Origin of the sequence: Streptomyces sp. B15 (assembly GCF_018070605.1) — a bacterium.
Taxonomy (GTDB): Bacteria; Actinomycetota; Actinomycetes; order Streptomycetales; family Streptomycetaceae; genus Streptomyces; species Streptomyces smyrnaeus.
Map to the genome: position 1 here is coordinate 303,706 of NZ_JAGPXJ010000001.1, position 13,777 is coordinate 317,482.

At 72.3% G+C, this 13,777-nt stretch carries 15 protein-coding genes and 1 pseudogene; 12 read left to right on the forward strand and 4 right to left on the reverse strand.

The annotated features are described in order from the left end of the window. Window positions 1–14 precede the first annotated feature (14 nt). The 4 genes from KBY19_RS01390 (at window position 15) to KBY19_RS01405 (ending at window position 4,264) form a co-directional block, all read left to right on the forward strand. Window positions 15–1,355: an NAD(P)/FAD-dependent oxidoreductase gene (locus tag KBY19_RS01390; RefSeq protein WP_099882952.1), complete on the forward strand. Its 1,341-nt coding sequence runs from the start codon at window positions 15–17 to the stop codon at window positions 1,353–1,355. 153 nt (window positions 1,356–1,508) lie between these two features. Beyond that, window positions 1,509–2,498 carry a zinc-binding dehydrogenase gene (locus tag KBY19_RS01395; RefSeq protein WP_210964941.1) on the forward strand — a complete coding sequence of 330 codons (990 nt, stop codon included), beginning with the start codon at window positions 1,509–1,511 and terminating at the stop codon, window positions 2,496–2,498. Window positions 2,499–2,643: 145 nt separating this feature from the next. After that, window positions 2,644–3,786 carry a magnesium and cobalt transport protein CorA gene (locus KBY19_RS01400; protein ID WP_185017640.1) on the forward strand — a complete coding sequence of 381 codons (1,143 nt, stop codon included), beginning with the start codon at window positions 2,644–2,646 and terminating at the stop codon, window positions 3,784–3,786. Window positions 3,787–4,051: 265 nt separating this feature from the next. Next, the gene (locus KBY19_RS01405) at window positions 4,052–4,264 is read left to right on the forward strand and encodes a response regulator transcription factor (protein WP_282102946.1); all 213 of its coding nucleotides are present in this window, start codon (window positions 4,052–4,054) and stop codon (window positions 4,262–4,264) included. 41 nt (window positions 4,265–4,305) lie between these two features. Here KBY19_RS01405 and KBY19_RS01410 read toward each other — a convergent pair whose 3' ends face one another. Further along, window positions 4,306–5,709: a gluconate:H+ symporter gene (locus KBY19_RS01410; protein WP_099882955.1), complete on the reverse strand. Its 1,404-nt coding sequence runs from the start codon at window positions 5,707–5,709 to the stop codon at window positions 4,306–4,308. Between the two features lie 39 nt (window positions 5,710–5,748). Further along, window positions 5,749–6,261, reverse strand: a complete 513-nt coding sequence (locus KBY19_RS01415; protein ID WP_247690497.1) for a gluconokinase — start codon at window positions 6,259–6,261, stop codon at window positions 5,749–5,751. Between the two features lie 229 nt (window positions 6,262–6,490). Between KBY19_RS01415 and KBY19_RS01420 the strand changes: the two genes are divergently transcribed. Both KBY19_RS01420 and KBY19_RS01425 read left to right on the forward strand, forming a co-directional pair. Further along, the gene (locus KBY19_RS01420) at window positions 6,491–7,270 is read left to right on the forward strand and encodes a FadR/GntR family transcriptional regulator (protein ID WP_247690463.1); all 780 of its coding nucleotides are present in this window, start codon (window positions 6,491–6,493) and stop codon (window positions 7,268–7,270) included. Between the two features lie 162 nt (window positions 7,271–7,432). Further along, the gene (locus KBY19_RS01425) at window positions 7,433–7,981 is read left to right on the forward strand and encodes a potassium channel family protein (RefSeq protein WP_099882956.1); all 549 of its coding nucleotides are present in this window, start codon (window positions 7,433–7,435) and stop codon (window positions 7,979–7,981) included. A gap of 197 nt (window positions 7,982–8,178) precedes the next feature. On the opposite strand, the gene KBY19_RS01430 is transcribed toward KBY19_RS01425, so the two are convergent. Together KBY19_RS01430 and KBY19_RS01435 are read right to left on the reverse strand one after the other, a co-directional pair. Then, complete coding sequence (locus KBY19_RS01430; protein WP_210964925.1) at window positions 8,179–8,598, reverse strand: hypothetical protein; 420 nt, start codon at window positions 8,596–8,598, stop codon at window positions 8,179–8,181. Window positions 8,599–8,733: 135 nt separating this feature from the next. Further along, window positions 8,734–9,990, reverse strand: a complete 1,257-nt coding sequence (locus tag KBY19_RS01435; RefSeq protein WP_099882960.1) for a helix-turn-helix domain-containing protein — start codon at window positions 9,988–9,990, stop codon at window positions 8,734–8,736. Between the two features lie 192 nt (window positions 9,991–10,182). Between KBY19_RS01435 and KBY19_RS01440 the strand changes: the two genes are divergently transcribed. The 6 genes and pseudogenes from KBY19_RS01440 to KBY19_RS01465 form a co-directional block, all read left to right on the forward strand. Then, window positions 10,183–10,638 (forward strand): DNA-processing protein DprA, encoded by a 456-nt coding sequence (locus KBY19_RS01440; protein ID WP_245225012.1) that lies wholly within the window; start codon window positions 10,183–10,185, stop codon window positions 10,636–10,638. 93 nt (window positions 10,639–10,731) lie between these two features. Further along, window positions 10,732–10,899 (forward strand): DUF5670 family protein, encoded by a 168-nt coding sequence (locus KBY19_RS01445; protein WP_099882964.1) that lies wholly within the window; start codon window positions 10,732–10,734, stop codon window positions 10,897–10,899. A gap of 118 nt (window positions 10,900–11,017) precedes the next feature. Further along, window positions 11,018–11,527 carry a DUF664 domain-containing protein gene (locus KBY19_RS01450; RefSeq protein ID WP_099882966.1) on the forward strand — a complete coding sequence of 170 codons (510 nt, stop codon included), beginning with the start codon at window positions 11,018–11,020 and terminating at the stop codon, window positions 11,525–11,527. A 69-nt stretch (window positions 11,528–11,596) separates the two neighbouring features. Next, window positions 11,597–12,193, forward strand: a complete 597-nt coding sequence (locus KBY19_RS01455; protein WP_099882968.1) for a (2Fe-2S)-binding protein — start codon at window positions 11,597–11,599, stop codon at window positions 12,191–12,193. After that, window positions 12,190–13,197: a xanthine dehydrogenase family protein subunit M gene (locus KBY19_RS01460; RefSeq protein ID WP_210964926.1), complete on the forward strand. Its 1,008-nt coding sequence runs from the start codon at window positions 12,190–12,192 to the stop codon at window positions 13,195–13,197. The genes KBY19_RS01455 and KBY19_RS01460 overlap by 4 nt, the downstream gene beginning before the upstream one ends. Before the next feature lie 55 nt (window positions 13,198–13,252). After that, window positions 13,253–13,777: pseudogene (locus KBY19_RS01465) on the forward strand (xanthine dehydrogenase family protein molybdopterin-binding subunit); the annotation flags it as partial.

Sequence of the window (13,777 nt, forward strand, 5' to 3'; positions counted from 1 at the left end):
GTGCAGGTGCAGCCATGGAGCGAACCAGAATTCTGATCGTCGGCGGCGGCTTCGCCGGAGTCGAGTGCGCACGCGGGCTGGAGCGCGGCCTGCGGCCCGAAGAGGCGGAGATCGCCCTCGTCACCCCGGCCAGCTATGAGCTGTACCTTCCGCTGCTCCCCCAGGTCGCGGCCGGGGTGCTCACCCCGCAGTCGGTCGCGCCGCCGCTGCGCCGGCTGGTGCGCAGGACCTCCATCGTCCCCGGCATGGTCATCGGGATCGACCCGCACGATCGCATGTGCATCGTCCGGCTCATCAGTGGCGAGACCGTCAACCAGCCCTACGACCGGCTGATCCTCACCCCCGGCAGTGTCACCCGCAGCTTCGACATCCCCGGTCTCAACGAGCAGGCCCGCGGGATGAAGACGCTCGCCGAGGCCGCCTACGTGCGCGACCATGTGATCGCCCAGCTCGATCTGGCGGCGGCCAGCACCAACGAGCAGGAGCGCAGGGAGCGGCTGCAGTTCGTCGTGGTCGGCGGCGGCTACGCGGGCACCGAGACGGTCGCCTGCCTGCAGCGGCTCACCAACTCCGCCGCCAAGCGCTATCCGCGGCTCGACCCCGACCTGATCAAGTGGCATCTGCTGGACATCGCACCCAAGCTGATGCCCGAACTCGGGGAGAAGCTGGGGCGGCGCGCGCAGCAGATCCTGCGCGAGCGCGGGACCGATGTGTCGCTGGGAGTCTCCGTCGCCAAGGCCGAGGAGCGGCGGATCACCCTGACCGACAACCGGGTGCTGCCCTCCCGCACCCTGATCTGGACGGCGGGCGTCGCAGCCAGCCCGCTGATCGGCACTCTCGACGCGGAGACGATCAAGGGGCGGCTGGCGGTCAACGCCGACTTCACGGTGCCGGGGCACCCGGGTGTGTACGCACTGGGCGACGCGGCGGCCGTACCCGATCTGACGAAGGTCGGCGGCGCCGTGTGCCCGCCCACCGCACAGCACGCCGGCCGGCAGGGCAAGCACATGGCCCGCAATCTGATCGCCTCGCTGCGCGGCGAGCCCATGACGCCGTACCGGCACAAGGACCTGGGGCTGGTCGTGGATCTCGGCGGTACGGACGCGGTGGCCCGCCCGCTCGGATACGAGTTCTCCGGGTTCCCCGCGCAGGTCATCGCGCGCGGCTACCATCTGATGGCGCTGCCCACCTTCACCGCGAAGGCCCGCACCGTGGCGAACTGGAACCTCAACGCGCTGACCGGTGACGACTTCCTGCGCACCGGTTTCCTCTCCCGCCGCCCCGCCACCCTCCAGGACATGGAGGCCACGGACGCCTACCTCACCCAGGAGCGGGCACGCGAGCTGACGCCATGAGGTGGTTCTTCCGCGCCGTGGTCGGCGCCGTCATCCGGGAGATCGTCCGCGCGTTCTCCCGTGGTGGCCGCTGAGCCTTGACTTGAAGTGAACTTCAAGTCGGAGAGTGGGGGTCTCGCAGCCAGCGAGAGCCCCGAGCCGGAAGGCACCACCATGCACGCCGTCGTCCTGCACGCGTTCGGCCCCGCCGAGAACCTCCGCCACGAGACGCTGCCCGACCCCGAACCCGGCCCGGGGCAGCTGCGGATCGCCGTCCGCGCCGCCGGAGTGCACGCCATCGAGACCGTCCTGCGGGCCGGGGTGACCGAGGGCCTCGTACCGCCGCTGCCCGAGCTGCCGGCCGTGTTCGGCGGCGAGGTCTCCGGCACCGTGGACGCGGTGGGGCCGGACGTCGACCCCGACTGGCTGGGCCGCGAGGTGGTGACCGCGAGCGGCACCCCCGGCGGCTACGCGGAGCTGGCCGTCGCCGACGTCGCGGAGGTGCTGGAGCGCCCCGCCGGCCTCACCCACGAGGCGGCTGTCGCGGCGGTGGTGACGGGCACGACCACGGTCGGTGTCCTCTCCCACGCACAGCTCGGGCCGCAGGACGTGGTGCTGGTCAACTCGGCGGCGGGCGGCATCGGGCGGCTGCTGGTCCAGCACGCGCACGCGCTGGGCGCCGTGGTGATCGGCGCCGCCGGGGGCCCCGCGAAGACGGCGGCCGTCCGCGAGTCGGGCGCCGACCTGGCCGTCGACTACAACCTCCCCGACTGGGGGCGCACGGTCGCCGACTGGCTGGCCGGTCCCGGCGGCGGACGCACCCTCACCGCCGTACTGGACGGGGTGGGCGGCGAGAAGGCCCGCACCGCCTACGGTCTGCTCGGCGAGGGCGGTCGCCTGGTGACGTACGGCGCCATCTCCGGCACCGAGTACACGCCCTCCCCCGACGAGCTCGCGGCCCACGGCCGCACCCATATCGACGCCCTCGGGGCCCTGCACGCCCACCCCGAGCACAACGCCGCCCACCGCGCCGAAGCCCTCGCCCGTACCGCCGCCGGAACCTTCACCCACACCACCCACCCCTTCCCCCTCGCCGAAGCCGCCCGGGCCCACCGCGCGCTGGAACAGCGCGAAACCACGGGGAAGGTGGTGCTGATCCCGTAGCTCTCGTTATGGGGTGAGGGGCCGAGGCCGTCCGGAATGCGGTGCGGAATGCGGTCCGGTGGCCGCGTGGGGGCGCGCATTCGGTGGGGGAATCCGGGCACAGTTGGGGGAGACGTTGGAACGACGAGGAGCGTGAGGAGCCCCCATGCCCACGGTGCCGGTGGTGCGCAGCCTGCGCAGGGTGGTGCGGCCACGTGTGCCGCGCCCCGTGGTGGACCTGTCGCATCCGGCGCGCTCCCCGCTGGGCACCTCCGTGGTGAGCTGCGTCGCCTACGACCGCGAGGGCACCCGGCTGATGGCGGAGTGCGGTGTCGAGGAGGCGCTGGCCTGTGTCCGCAAGGGCGGGCGCGGCGAGGAGGGCGGCTTCGTCTGGATCGGGCTGCACGAGCCGACGGAGGCCGAGTTCGAGGGCATCACCGAACTGTTCGGGCTGCATCCGCTCGCCGTGGAGAACGCTCTGGAGCCGCATCAGCGGCCGAAGGCCGAGTGGTTCGGCGGCGAGATGATGTTCGCCGTCTTCAAGACGGTCAGCTATGTGGAGCGCGAGAAGGTGTCCACCACCAGCGAGGTGGTGGACACCGGCGAGATCATCGTCTTCACCGGGGCCGACTTCGTGATCACCGTGCGGCACGGCCGGCATGGCTCGCTGGGCCCGCTGCGGGAGGAGCTGGAGGCCCGGCCGGAGCGGCTGGCGCAGGGTCCGGCAGCCGTGCTGCACGCGGTCGCCGACCGGGTCGTGGACGACTATCTGCTGGTCGCGGACGAGGTGCAGAACGACATCGACGAACTGGAGAGCGATGTCTTCGCCTCCGCGGCCCCGTTCGGCGGGAGCGCCGCGGGCGGCGGCTCCGGCACCAGCAGGGTCTACCAGCTCAAGCGCGAGCTGCTCGAACTGAAGCGTGCCACCTTGCCGTTGGCGCGGCCGCTGGAGCTGCTGTCCGACCGCCCCAACCGCCTCATCGACGCCGAGATACGCAAGTACTTCCGGGACGTCGCCGACCATCTGGCCCGGGTCGTCGAGCAGATCGCCTCCTTCGAGGCGCTCCTCGACTCGATCCTGCAGGCCCATCTGGCGCAGGTCTCCACCGCCCAGAACGAGGGCATGCGCAAGATCAGCGCCTGGGTCGCCATCGTCGCGGTCCCGACGATGGTGTGCGGCATCTACGGCATGAACTTCGACCACATGCCCGAGCTGCACTGGCCGCTCGGCTATCCGCTGACCCTCGTCGTGATCGCCGTCACCTGTGTGGCCATGTACCGCGCGTTCCGCCGGAACGGTTGGTTGTGAACCGACCGGCCGCAGCTGGCTCGGCGTACCGCGGCACACCCTTTTCGACCCCTCCCGCGATGTGGGCCCGGCCCGCGCGGCCGGGCCTCGCGGACTCCCCGCCCTGGGTCGGTAATTCCGAACCCCGGATCGGGGTGCTCGCTCCATCGCGGCGCTGACCTGCGGTTCCGTAGCGTCGTGGGCATGGTGAACGCGGACAACGGACGGTACGGGGGCGCTTCGGGCCCCGCCCTCGTCCTGGCGGGCCCGCCCCACCCTGGCGTCCCTGACCCCGCGCGAGCACGAGACGCTCGCCCATATGGCCGCGGGGCTGACCAACGCGGCCATCGCCGCGCGGATGGAGATCTCGCAGCGGGCTGTCGAGAAGCACACCGCCATGCTCTTCGACAAGCTGGAGATCCCCCGCACCACCGCCACCCACCGCCGGGTCCAGGCGGTCCTGCGTTATCTGGAAGGCCAGGAGGGCGACCCGCCGTGACGGTGCCGCCCTCCTGACCGCTGTCTGCTCCCGCGGTGGCCCTACAAGAACAGCGACAGCAGCAGCAACAGCACCAGCGCGACGACGGAGATGAGCGTCTCCATCACCGACCAGGACTTGATCGTCTGGCCGACGTTCATCCCGAAGTACTCCTTCACCAGCCAGAACCCGGCGTCGTTGACGTGGCTGAAGAAGAGCGACCCGGCTCCGACCGCGAGGACGACCAGCGCGGTCCCGGTGGTGGACATGTCGGTGGTGAGGGGGCCGACGAGTCCGGCCGCGGAGACCGTGGCCACCGTCGCGGAACCGGTCGCGAGCCGGATGCAGACGGCGATGATCCAGCCGAGCAGCAGCGCCGGGATGGACCAGTCCTTGGACAGGTCGAGGATCATCTGGCCGATGCCGACGTCGACCAGCGTCTGCTTGAAGCCGCCGCCCGCACCGACGATCAGCAGGATGCCCGCGATCGGCCCGAACGAGGCGGCCACGGTGGAGGACATCCTGTCCTTGGTGAAGCCCGCGGCCCGACCGAGGGTGAACAGCGCGACCAGTACCGCCACCAGCAGCGCGATCATCGGGTCACCGACGACGTCCATGACCCGCTGCACGGTGTCCTCGGGGTCGTCGATGACGATGTCGGTGAGCGCCTTGGCGAGCATCAGCACGACGGGCAGCAGCACCGTCGCCAGTGTGGCGCCGAACGCGGGCCGCCGGTCCAGCTCACTGGTGGCGCGCTCGGGCACGACCCCTGCCGGGGGCGTGGTGTCGACCCAGCGCGCGGCCACCTTGCCGAACAGCGGTCCGGCCACGATCAGCGTGGGGACGCCGACGACCAGGCCGAGGGCGAGCGTCACGCCCAGGTTGGCGTTCATCGCGTCGATGGCGACGAGCGGGCCGGGGTGCGGGGGGACCAGCCCGTGCATCACGGAGAGCCCGGCCAGCGCGGGAATGCCCACGCGCATCACCGAGTAGTTGCCCCGCTTGGCCACCAGCAGGACTACCGGAATCAGCAGTACCAGCCCGACCTCGAAGAACATCGGCAGCCCGACGATGCCCGCGATCAGCGCCATCGCCCAGGGGATGCTGCGCCTGCTCGCCCTGGCCAGGATCGTGTCCACGATCTGGTCGGCACCGCCCGAGTCGGCGAGCAGCTTGCCGAGTATGGCGCCCAGCGCGATGAGGACACCGACGCCGGCGACGGTGTCCCCCAGGCCGGCGGTGAAGCTCTCGATGGCCTTGTCGAGCGGCGCCGCCGCCACGGCACCCAGCGCGAGGGTGCCGAGGGTCAGTGCCAGGAAGGCATGCAGCTTGAACCGGGTGATGAGAACGACGATGACGGCGATGCCGACGAGGGCGGCGATCCCCAACTGGGCGTTGCCGGCGGACGTGATGGGGTCCGGTTGCTGCGACCCCGCGGCCAGCATCTCGGCACTGAGATGGCGCACGGCTCTTCCTTCTTCGCGATGGGTGGGCAGGGGGAGAGGTCAGTGATTACTGACCGACTGGACGGTATGTGTGGGGGAGAGGGATTTCAGCCCGGCCAGGGCGCGCTCGGCGACCACCCGGGGGCCGGGTGCGACCTCCACGACGACGCCGGGCTCGTCCGGTGCCAGTGGTTCGAGGGTCGCGAACTGCGAGTCGAGCAGCGCGACCGGCATGAAGTGGTCGGCGCGCTCGGCCATCCGGCGGCCGATGAGCGCGCGGTCACCGGCCAGGTGCACGAAGACGACGCCGGGTGCGGCGGCCCGCAGCCGGTCGCGGTAGGAGCGCTTGAGCGCCGAGCAGCTGACGACTCCGCCGTGTCCCTCGCGGCTGTGGGCCCAGGCGCCGATCGCGTCGAGCCAGGGCGCCCGGTCGGTGTCGTCGAGCGGGGTCCCCGCGGACATCTTGGCCACGTTGGCCGGCGGGTGGAAGGCGTCGGCTTCGGCGTAGGGCACCCCGAGCGTATCGGCGAGCAGCCGCCCCACGGTGGTCTTGCCGGTGCCCGCCACTCCCATGACGACCACGACCGCTTCGCGACCGGTCGTTGCACTGCGCTCATCCCGCACCGTTCTCACCGTCCTCATCGACTTCGGCGCGGAGGACACTCAACCTCATAGGTCACACGTATTCAATAGCTGGAAACCATGTAGTCATACTTAATATGCGTGACGAGGAGCACGTAGGCTGAGCGTCCCAGGTGCTCGCCGAGCACACGGGGAGGGGCGAAGAGGACTCGGGAGACGCATGACCAGCCAGAACGACGGCGCCGGCCGGGAGGACCGCCCGCAGCGCCCGGATGGCTCGGAGCAGGGCCGGGGGGCGGGCGCGACGCGCGAGCGCGGACTGCACGGCCGGCTGCTCGCCTCGCTCGGTCCCGCGATCACGGCGGGCGAGTACCCGCCGGGCACCGTTCTGCTCACCGAGGAGCTGGCCGCCCGCTACGAGGTGTCCCGCACGGTGGCGCGGGAGGCGGTACGGGTGCTGGAGTCCATGCACCTGGTGGAGTCGCGGCGCCGGGTCGGGGTCACCGTGCTGCCCGCCGAGCAGTGGAACGTCTACGACCCGCAGGTCATCACCTGGCGGCTGGCCGGCGCCGACCGGGGCCGCCAGCTGCGCTCCCTCACGGTGCTGCGCTCCGCCGTCGAACCGGTCGCGGCCCGGCTCGCCGCCGAGCAGGCCACCCCCGAGGAGTGCGCGGCGCTGACCGAGCACGCCCTGGGCATGGTCGCCACCTCGCGCGGCGGGCAGCTCGACAACTATCTGGTGCACGACATCGACTTCCACCGCGCCGTGCTGCGCGCCTCCCGCAACGAGATGTTCGCCCGCCTCGGCGACGTCGTCGCCGCCGTTCTCACCGGCCGCACCCAGCACGACGTCATGTTCAGCGACCCCCGCCAGGAGGCCGTCACCCTGCACGTCCAGGTGGCCGAGGCCGTCCGCGAGCGCGACGGCGCCCGCGCGGAGCGCATAATGCGGACCATCACGGAGGACGCCATGGCGGAGCTCGACGTACTGGCCCCCTAGCTATCTGTCCGACGCCCCGGTACGGGGGTGCCCCTGTTCCGCCGTCCGCGGGCCGCACGTGCGTCGTGAGCCACCGCCGCCCCGGCCGCAAACCGTCCGCGCGCTGACACTTCCGGGCCCCGCCGGGGGGCGTAGGCCGGTGCGAGTGGCGACGATGGGCTCATGGCACAGAGCGATGGGCCGGCCGGACCGCGCAAGGAGTCGTCGGCATGGGCCTGGCCGCTGCTGGGCCCGGCCGTCGCGGTGCTGTTCGTGGCGTACTTCCTGCTGCCCGCGCGCGTGCTGGGCCCCGAGCGGCCCGCGCTGAGCTGGACGGTGTTCACGGTGGTGCTCGCCGCCATCGCCGCACTGCTGCTCAAGCACATGCGGGACGCGATGTTCGACCGGCCCGGCACGGTTGTCGCACTGGTGTCCCTCATGTGCCTGACGGTGCTGGTGTTCTCCTCGGCGTACTTTGTGATCTCGCACGATCCGGGCGAGTTCCGCGGACTGCGCACCCGCCTGGACGCCCTCTACTTCACGCTGCTGACCCTGGCCACCCTCAGCTACAGCGACATCGTGCCGCGCGGCCAGTCAGCGCGGCTGGTCATCGTGCTCCAGATCCTCTACACGCTGGTCTTCCTCACCGCCGCCGCGACCTCCCTGACCGGCAAGCTCCGCCGCACCGCCGCCAGCCGCCCACCACACGGCAGGGGTCCGCGGCGCGGCTGAGTGATGGCGGTCCATCTCCGCCAGGTCGTCCCGCAACCACTGAGGGGCCAGCGGGTACGCCGCGTACTCCCGCGCGTGCGGCAGGCACGCCGCCACGGTCCGGCCGGGCCCCGAGTTCACATGGACGAGCGCCACCACCACGGTCTCCGGGCACCACCGGGCGCACGGCAGGCAGTAGCCGCCGCTGACGATCTCGCTCATCGCGCCGCGCACTCGCTCTCGCCCGCGCCCGCGTCGGTGAGCACCGCCCGCAGCCGCGTCGGCTCCGTCAGCCCCTCGTACGGCACCGCCCAGTACGGCCCCGGCGGCCCGGTGCGCTCCCGCGCCGGAACCGGCAGCCAGCACGCCACCGACAGCCGCACCGCGCCGTCCCGCGCCGGAAACCCCTCACTCCCGGGAGGGACCAGCCAGTACAGCCACGAGCGGTGCGGGTCGCCGATGACGCCGCCGCACGCCTCGCCCAGTCGCCGCACCACGCTCCACCCCGGCGCGTACGGCACCCGTACGGCGTCCCACCACACCCCGGCGGGCATGAGGGCGAACGGCGCGTGGGTGGGCGGGGACCAGGCGGTGGCCGGTTCCGGGTGGCTGCTGCTGTCGTGCGGGGCGCGCGTCATGGTGGCCTTCCGTGTCCGTCGGAGTGCGGCGCCGTGCGGACGGTGCCGCCGTACGAGCGATGACCGTACGGTCGCGCGGCGTGTGCGCCCAGTGACGCCGGGTGCCACTTCGGCGGGCAGGTAGGACGTGGCGCCCTACCGCTCGATGTGCAGCCGGTCGGCGAGTTCCGTCAGCGGGGAGGTGCGGCGGCGTTCGCGGGTGTGGAGGTCTGCCACCAGGCGGCGGGCGGTGCCGTGGTAGCGCATCCATTCCGGGGCGTCGCGCTCGGCCGTGAGCAGGGCGTGTGTGGCGGCCTCGTCCTGGTCGAGCCGGGCATGGGCGAGGGCGCGGTCCACATGGAAGCGGGCGCGCCAGGTGGGTGGGAGGGAGGCGAGGTCGGGAACGGTGCGGGCGATGGTGAGGGCCGGTGCGCAGCGGTCCATCTCCACCTGGAAGTTGACCTTGGCCACGGCGGTGTTGGTGGGCCCGAAGGGGGTCGCGTAGTCGAGTCGGTCCCTCCCGATCCCGGCGGCTGCGGCCGACGCCATGCGCAGCAGCTCGTCCACCCGGTCGTAGTGGCGTTCGCCTTGCCGTACGAGGGCTGTTGCCGCGCGCAGCAGCAGGATGCCCCACAAGGACAGGTCGATCGGCCGGGAGCGGAAGGTCGGCTCGATGCGGCCGGCCTGGGCGAGGGCCACCCGCTCGGCGTCCTCCAGCCGCCCCTGTTTGGTGAAGACCCAGGCGAGGGTCGCCGCGCCGATCGCCTCCAGATGCGGGTCACCCGCGTGGCGGGCCGCGTCCGTGGCGCGCTCCATCGCGGTGAACGCGGCGTCCGGGTTGCCCAGCGCCGTCAGCGTGGTCGCCGCGACCTGGTACGCCTCGGCGAGCACCGCGTACGCCGCGATGCGGTCCCGGTCGCTGCTCTCGTAGGCGCGTACGGCGGCGCGCGCGTCGCGGATCAACTGGGGTAGTACGGAGCCCACTTCGCCCATTCGGCCCGCGCGGCGCGTTCCCTCGGTCGCACGCAGCGAGGCGCGCAGGGCGCCGACGGTCGGCGGTTCCTCCGGATCCTGACGGTCCGGCTCGCCGTCCGCGTCGCCGCCCGCGCAGCCGATCAGGTCATCGACCGGCGACACCGCCCGCCGGAGCGCGAGCACCGAGGGGGCGCTGCCGTCCGGCCGTGCCTCGAAGGTGACGGGCGAACCCACCAGCACCGACAGGTCGACGTCCAGGGCGCGCGCCAACTGGTTGAGCGTCGCCATGCGCGCCGTCTGACGCCTGTTCTGCTCCAGTTTGCGTACGGTGTCGACGCAGACCTCGGCCAGTTCCGCCAACTGTTCCTGCGTCAGTCCCCGTCGCGTTCGGAGCCGTCCGAGCCGGTCACCGATGCTGGTCTCGAACCCTTCGTGCATCGCGCACACCCCCACACGTGGACACCTCCACGCTACCGGCACCGGCCGCCGCCAGGGGGCTCCCGTCGTGGGGGCGCCCGACGCACCGGGCGCTGTCGGACCCCCGTGCGAAGATGCGAAGTGGCCTTGCGAGCGATCGCCACGGGGATGGCCGTCCGAGCCACTGAGTCGGCTGAGTCAGGGACAGGGGCAATGAGGATGCGCACCGTCACCATCACCGGTAGCCGTACGGCGGGACACCACGACCCCGCGCACTATGCACAGCTGTTCGCCGCGTATCTGGCGCCGTTCGCGGGCGACGCGCACTTCTATCTCGGCGGCGCCCGGGGCATCGACAGCCTCGCGCTGAGGTGGCTGGCCGACGAGACCGACGCGTGGCTGACCGTCGCCGTGCCGGGCACGCTGGATCAGCAGCCGCCGGAGGCCAGACATGCCGTCAACCGTGCCTGGGACCGCCTGGCGGAGATCGTCGAGCTGGGTGCGGACCCGCTGGACGACGCCGCGTATCTGGCCCGCAACCGGTGGATGGTGGACCGCTCCGGCCTGGTGATCGGCTTCCCGGTCGGCACCAGCACCCAGTCCGGCACGTGGCAGACCCTGGACTACGCGTCGCAGCAGGGGAAGGCCCGGCTGATCGTGCCGACCTGAGGGCGCGGGAGACGGCCCGCGCGGGGCGACCGCCTCCGGCCGGCGGATTGGAGCCGGGCGGTGGGGGCACTCGGGCGGTGGAGGTGAAGAGACATGGGTCCGTTGCTACTCGTTCTGCTGCTCGCGCTGATCCTGTTCGGCGCGGGGTTCGCGCTGAAGGCGCTGTGGTGGATCGCGGTGATCGTGCTCGTGCTGTGGCTGCTCGGTTTTCTGGTGCGGCCGTCGGTCGGCGGGCGGCGCGGTCGCTGGTACCGCTGGTAGCGGTCGCCGGCACCGCTGGTAGGCGAACGTGGTCCCCGCCCCTTCCTCCGGGCGAGCTCGGAGGAAGGGGCGGGGCGAAACATGTCCGACGTACCCAAGGGGTCGTAAGGTCGCAAACATGGACACAACCGCCCTCCTCACGGACGCCTTCACCCGCGTGAACGGCGAGGTCCACTCCGCCTTGCGGGGCATCAAGAAGAAGCACCTCAACGAGCAGATCGACCCGGCGGCCAACAGCCTGAGCTGGCTGATCTGGCATCTCACCCGGGTGCAGGACGATCACCTGGCCGACGCGGCCGGTGCGGAGCAGGTCTGGCACGCACAGAAGTTCGAGGAGCGCTTCGGGCTGCCGCTGCCCTCCGACGACACCGGTTTCGGCCACGAGCCCGAGGACGTGGCCGCCGTCCGGGTGGACTCGCCGAAGCCGCTGCTGGAGTACCACGACGCGGTGCACGAGCAGACCCTCAACTATCTGGACACCCTCACTGCCCGGTCGCTCGACCGCATCGTCGACGACGCATGGGATCCGCCGGTCTCGCTCGGGGTACGCCTCGTCAGCGTCCTCGGCGACACCATGCAGCACGCCGGTCAGGCGGCCTTCCTGCGCGGCGTGCTGGAACGCCGCTGAACCGAGCAGACAGGTCCGAGCCCACAGGTCCCGAGCAGACAAGTCCCGAGCCGAAGAGAGGCGCGCCCCGTGATCCCCCAGCGCACCGCCACCAGCTCAACCCTCACCTTGCACGTCAACGACACGGCGCACACCGTCACCGTCGACCACCGCGCCACCCTCCTGGACGTACTGCGCGAACAGCTCGACCTCACCGGCAGCAAGAAGGGCTGCGACCACGGCCAGTGCGGCGCCTGCACGGTGCTGCTGGAGGGGCGCCGCGCCAACAGCTGCCTGTTGCTGGCGGTGGCCCACGACGGCGCGCACCTGACCACCGTCGAGGGGCTCGGCGACGAGGAGCGCCCGCACCCGCTGCAGCAGGCGTTCCACGAGCGGGACGCCTTCCAGTGCGGCTACTGCACCCCGGGCCAGATCGTCTCGGGCGTGGGCATGCTCTGCGAGGCCGCCGAGGGCCATCCCTCGCACGCGACCCGCAGGGAGGAGCTGCAGCGGGCCACCGGGGCGCCGGCCGAGCTGGACCGCGACGAGATCCGCGAGCGGATGAGCGGCAACCTGTGCCGCTGCGGCGCCTACCCGCACATCGTCGAGGCCATCGAGGACGTGCGCGAGTACGCCGGCGGCGGCACGGACCACGCCTCGCGCCGTACCGAGGAGGTGACCGCGTGAAACCCTTCACCTTCGAGCGCGCCACCAGCCCCGAGCAGGCCGTCTCCGCGTTCGCGGCACAGCCCCACGCCCGCTTCCTGGCGGGCGGCACCAACCTGGTGGACCTGATGAAGCTGGGCGTCGAGACGCCCGCGCACCTCATCGACGTCTCCAAACTGCCGCTGAACGACATCGAGCCCACCCCCGAGGGCGGACTGCGCGTCGGCGCCAACGTCCGCAACAGCGACCTGGCGGCGCACACCGCCGTCTGCCGCGACTACCCGGCACTGGCCCAGGCGCTGCTGTCCGGCGCCTCCGGGCAGCTGCGCAATCTGGCCACCACGGGCGGCAACCTCCTCCAGCGCACCCGCTGCCCCTACTTCCAGGACCTGACGGCTCCCTGCAACAAGCGGGAGCCTGGCGCGGGGTGTTCGGCCCGGGAAGGCGTCAACCGGGACATGGCGGTGCTGGGCCACTCCGAGCACTGTGTGGCCACCCACCCCTCCGACATGGCGGTCGCGCTGGCCGCCTACGACGCCGAGGTCGAGCTGCTGGGCCCGGAGGGGAACCGGACGGTGCCCGCCGCCGACTTCCACCGGCTGCCCGGCGACTCCCCGGAGCGGGACACGGTGCTCCGGCCAGGTGAGCTGATCTCGCACGTCACCCTCCCACCGCCGCCTCCCGGCGCACGCGCCGCCTACCGCAAGGCGCGCGACCGCGCCTCCTACGCCTTCGCGCTCGCCTCGGCCGCCGCCGTCCTCGCGCTGGACGGCGACGGGACCGTACGGCACGCCGCGCTCGCGTTCGGCGGCGTCGCGCACCGGCCGTGGCGGGCCCGTACCGCCGAGGAGATGCTGATCGGTTCCCGTGCCGACGCCGAGACGTTCGCCCGCGCCGCCGACGCCGAGCTGGCCGTGGCCCGGACGCTGTCCGGCAACGCCTTCAAGGTGCCGTTGGCCCGCAATGTGGCCGTCAACCTGCTGACCACCCTTGCCGAGACCCCGGACCGCCCCGCCGGGAGCTGACCAGCGCAGGGGCGAGACAGCGCAGGGACGAGACAAGGGAAGAGGAGCGAGGACGATGGCCGTAGACGACACCACCCGTACCGACCGCACCACCGAGCGCGTCCTGGGCTCGCCCGCCCTGCGCCGCGAGGGCCGCGCCAAGGTCACCGGCACGGCGCGCTACGCCGCCGAACACACCCCGCCCGACTGCGCGTACGGCTGGCCGGTGGCCGCCGCCGTGCCGCACGGCAGCGTCACCGGCGTCGACGCCGCCGACGCCATGGCGCTGCCCGGCGCGCTCGCCGTCCTCACCCACGAGAACGCGCCCCGGCTCGGCGAACCCGACGACCCGACGCTGCATCTGCTGCAGACCCCACGGGTACCCCACCGCGGCTGGTACGTGGCGCTGGCCGTCGGCGAGACGCTGCAGACGGCGCGCGAGATGGCGCAGGCCGTGCGCGTCAGCTACGACGAGGAGCCGCACGACGTCCGCCTCACCGACGACCACCCCGGTCTCTACCACCCGGAGCAGGCCAACGGCGGCTACCCCGGTGACCGGGAGACCGGCGACTTCGACGCGGAGTACGCCGCGGCCCCGCAC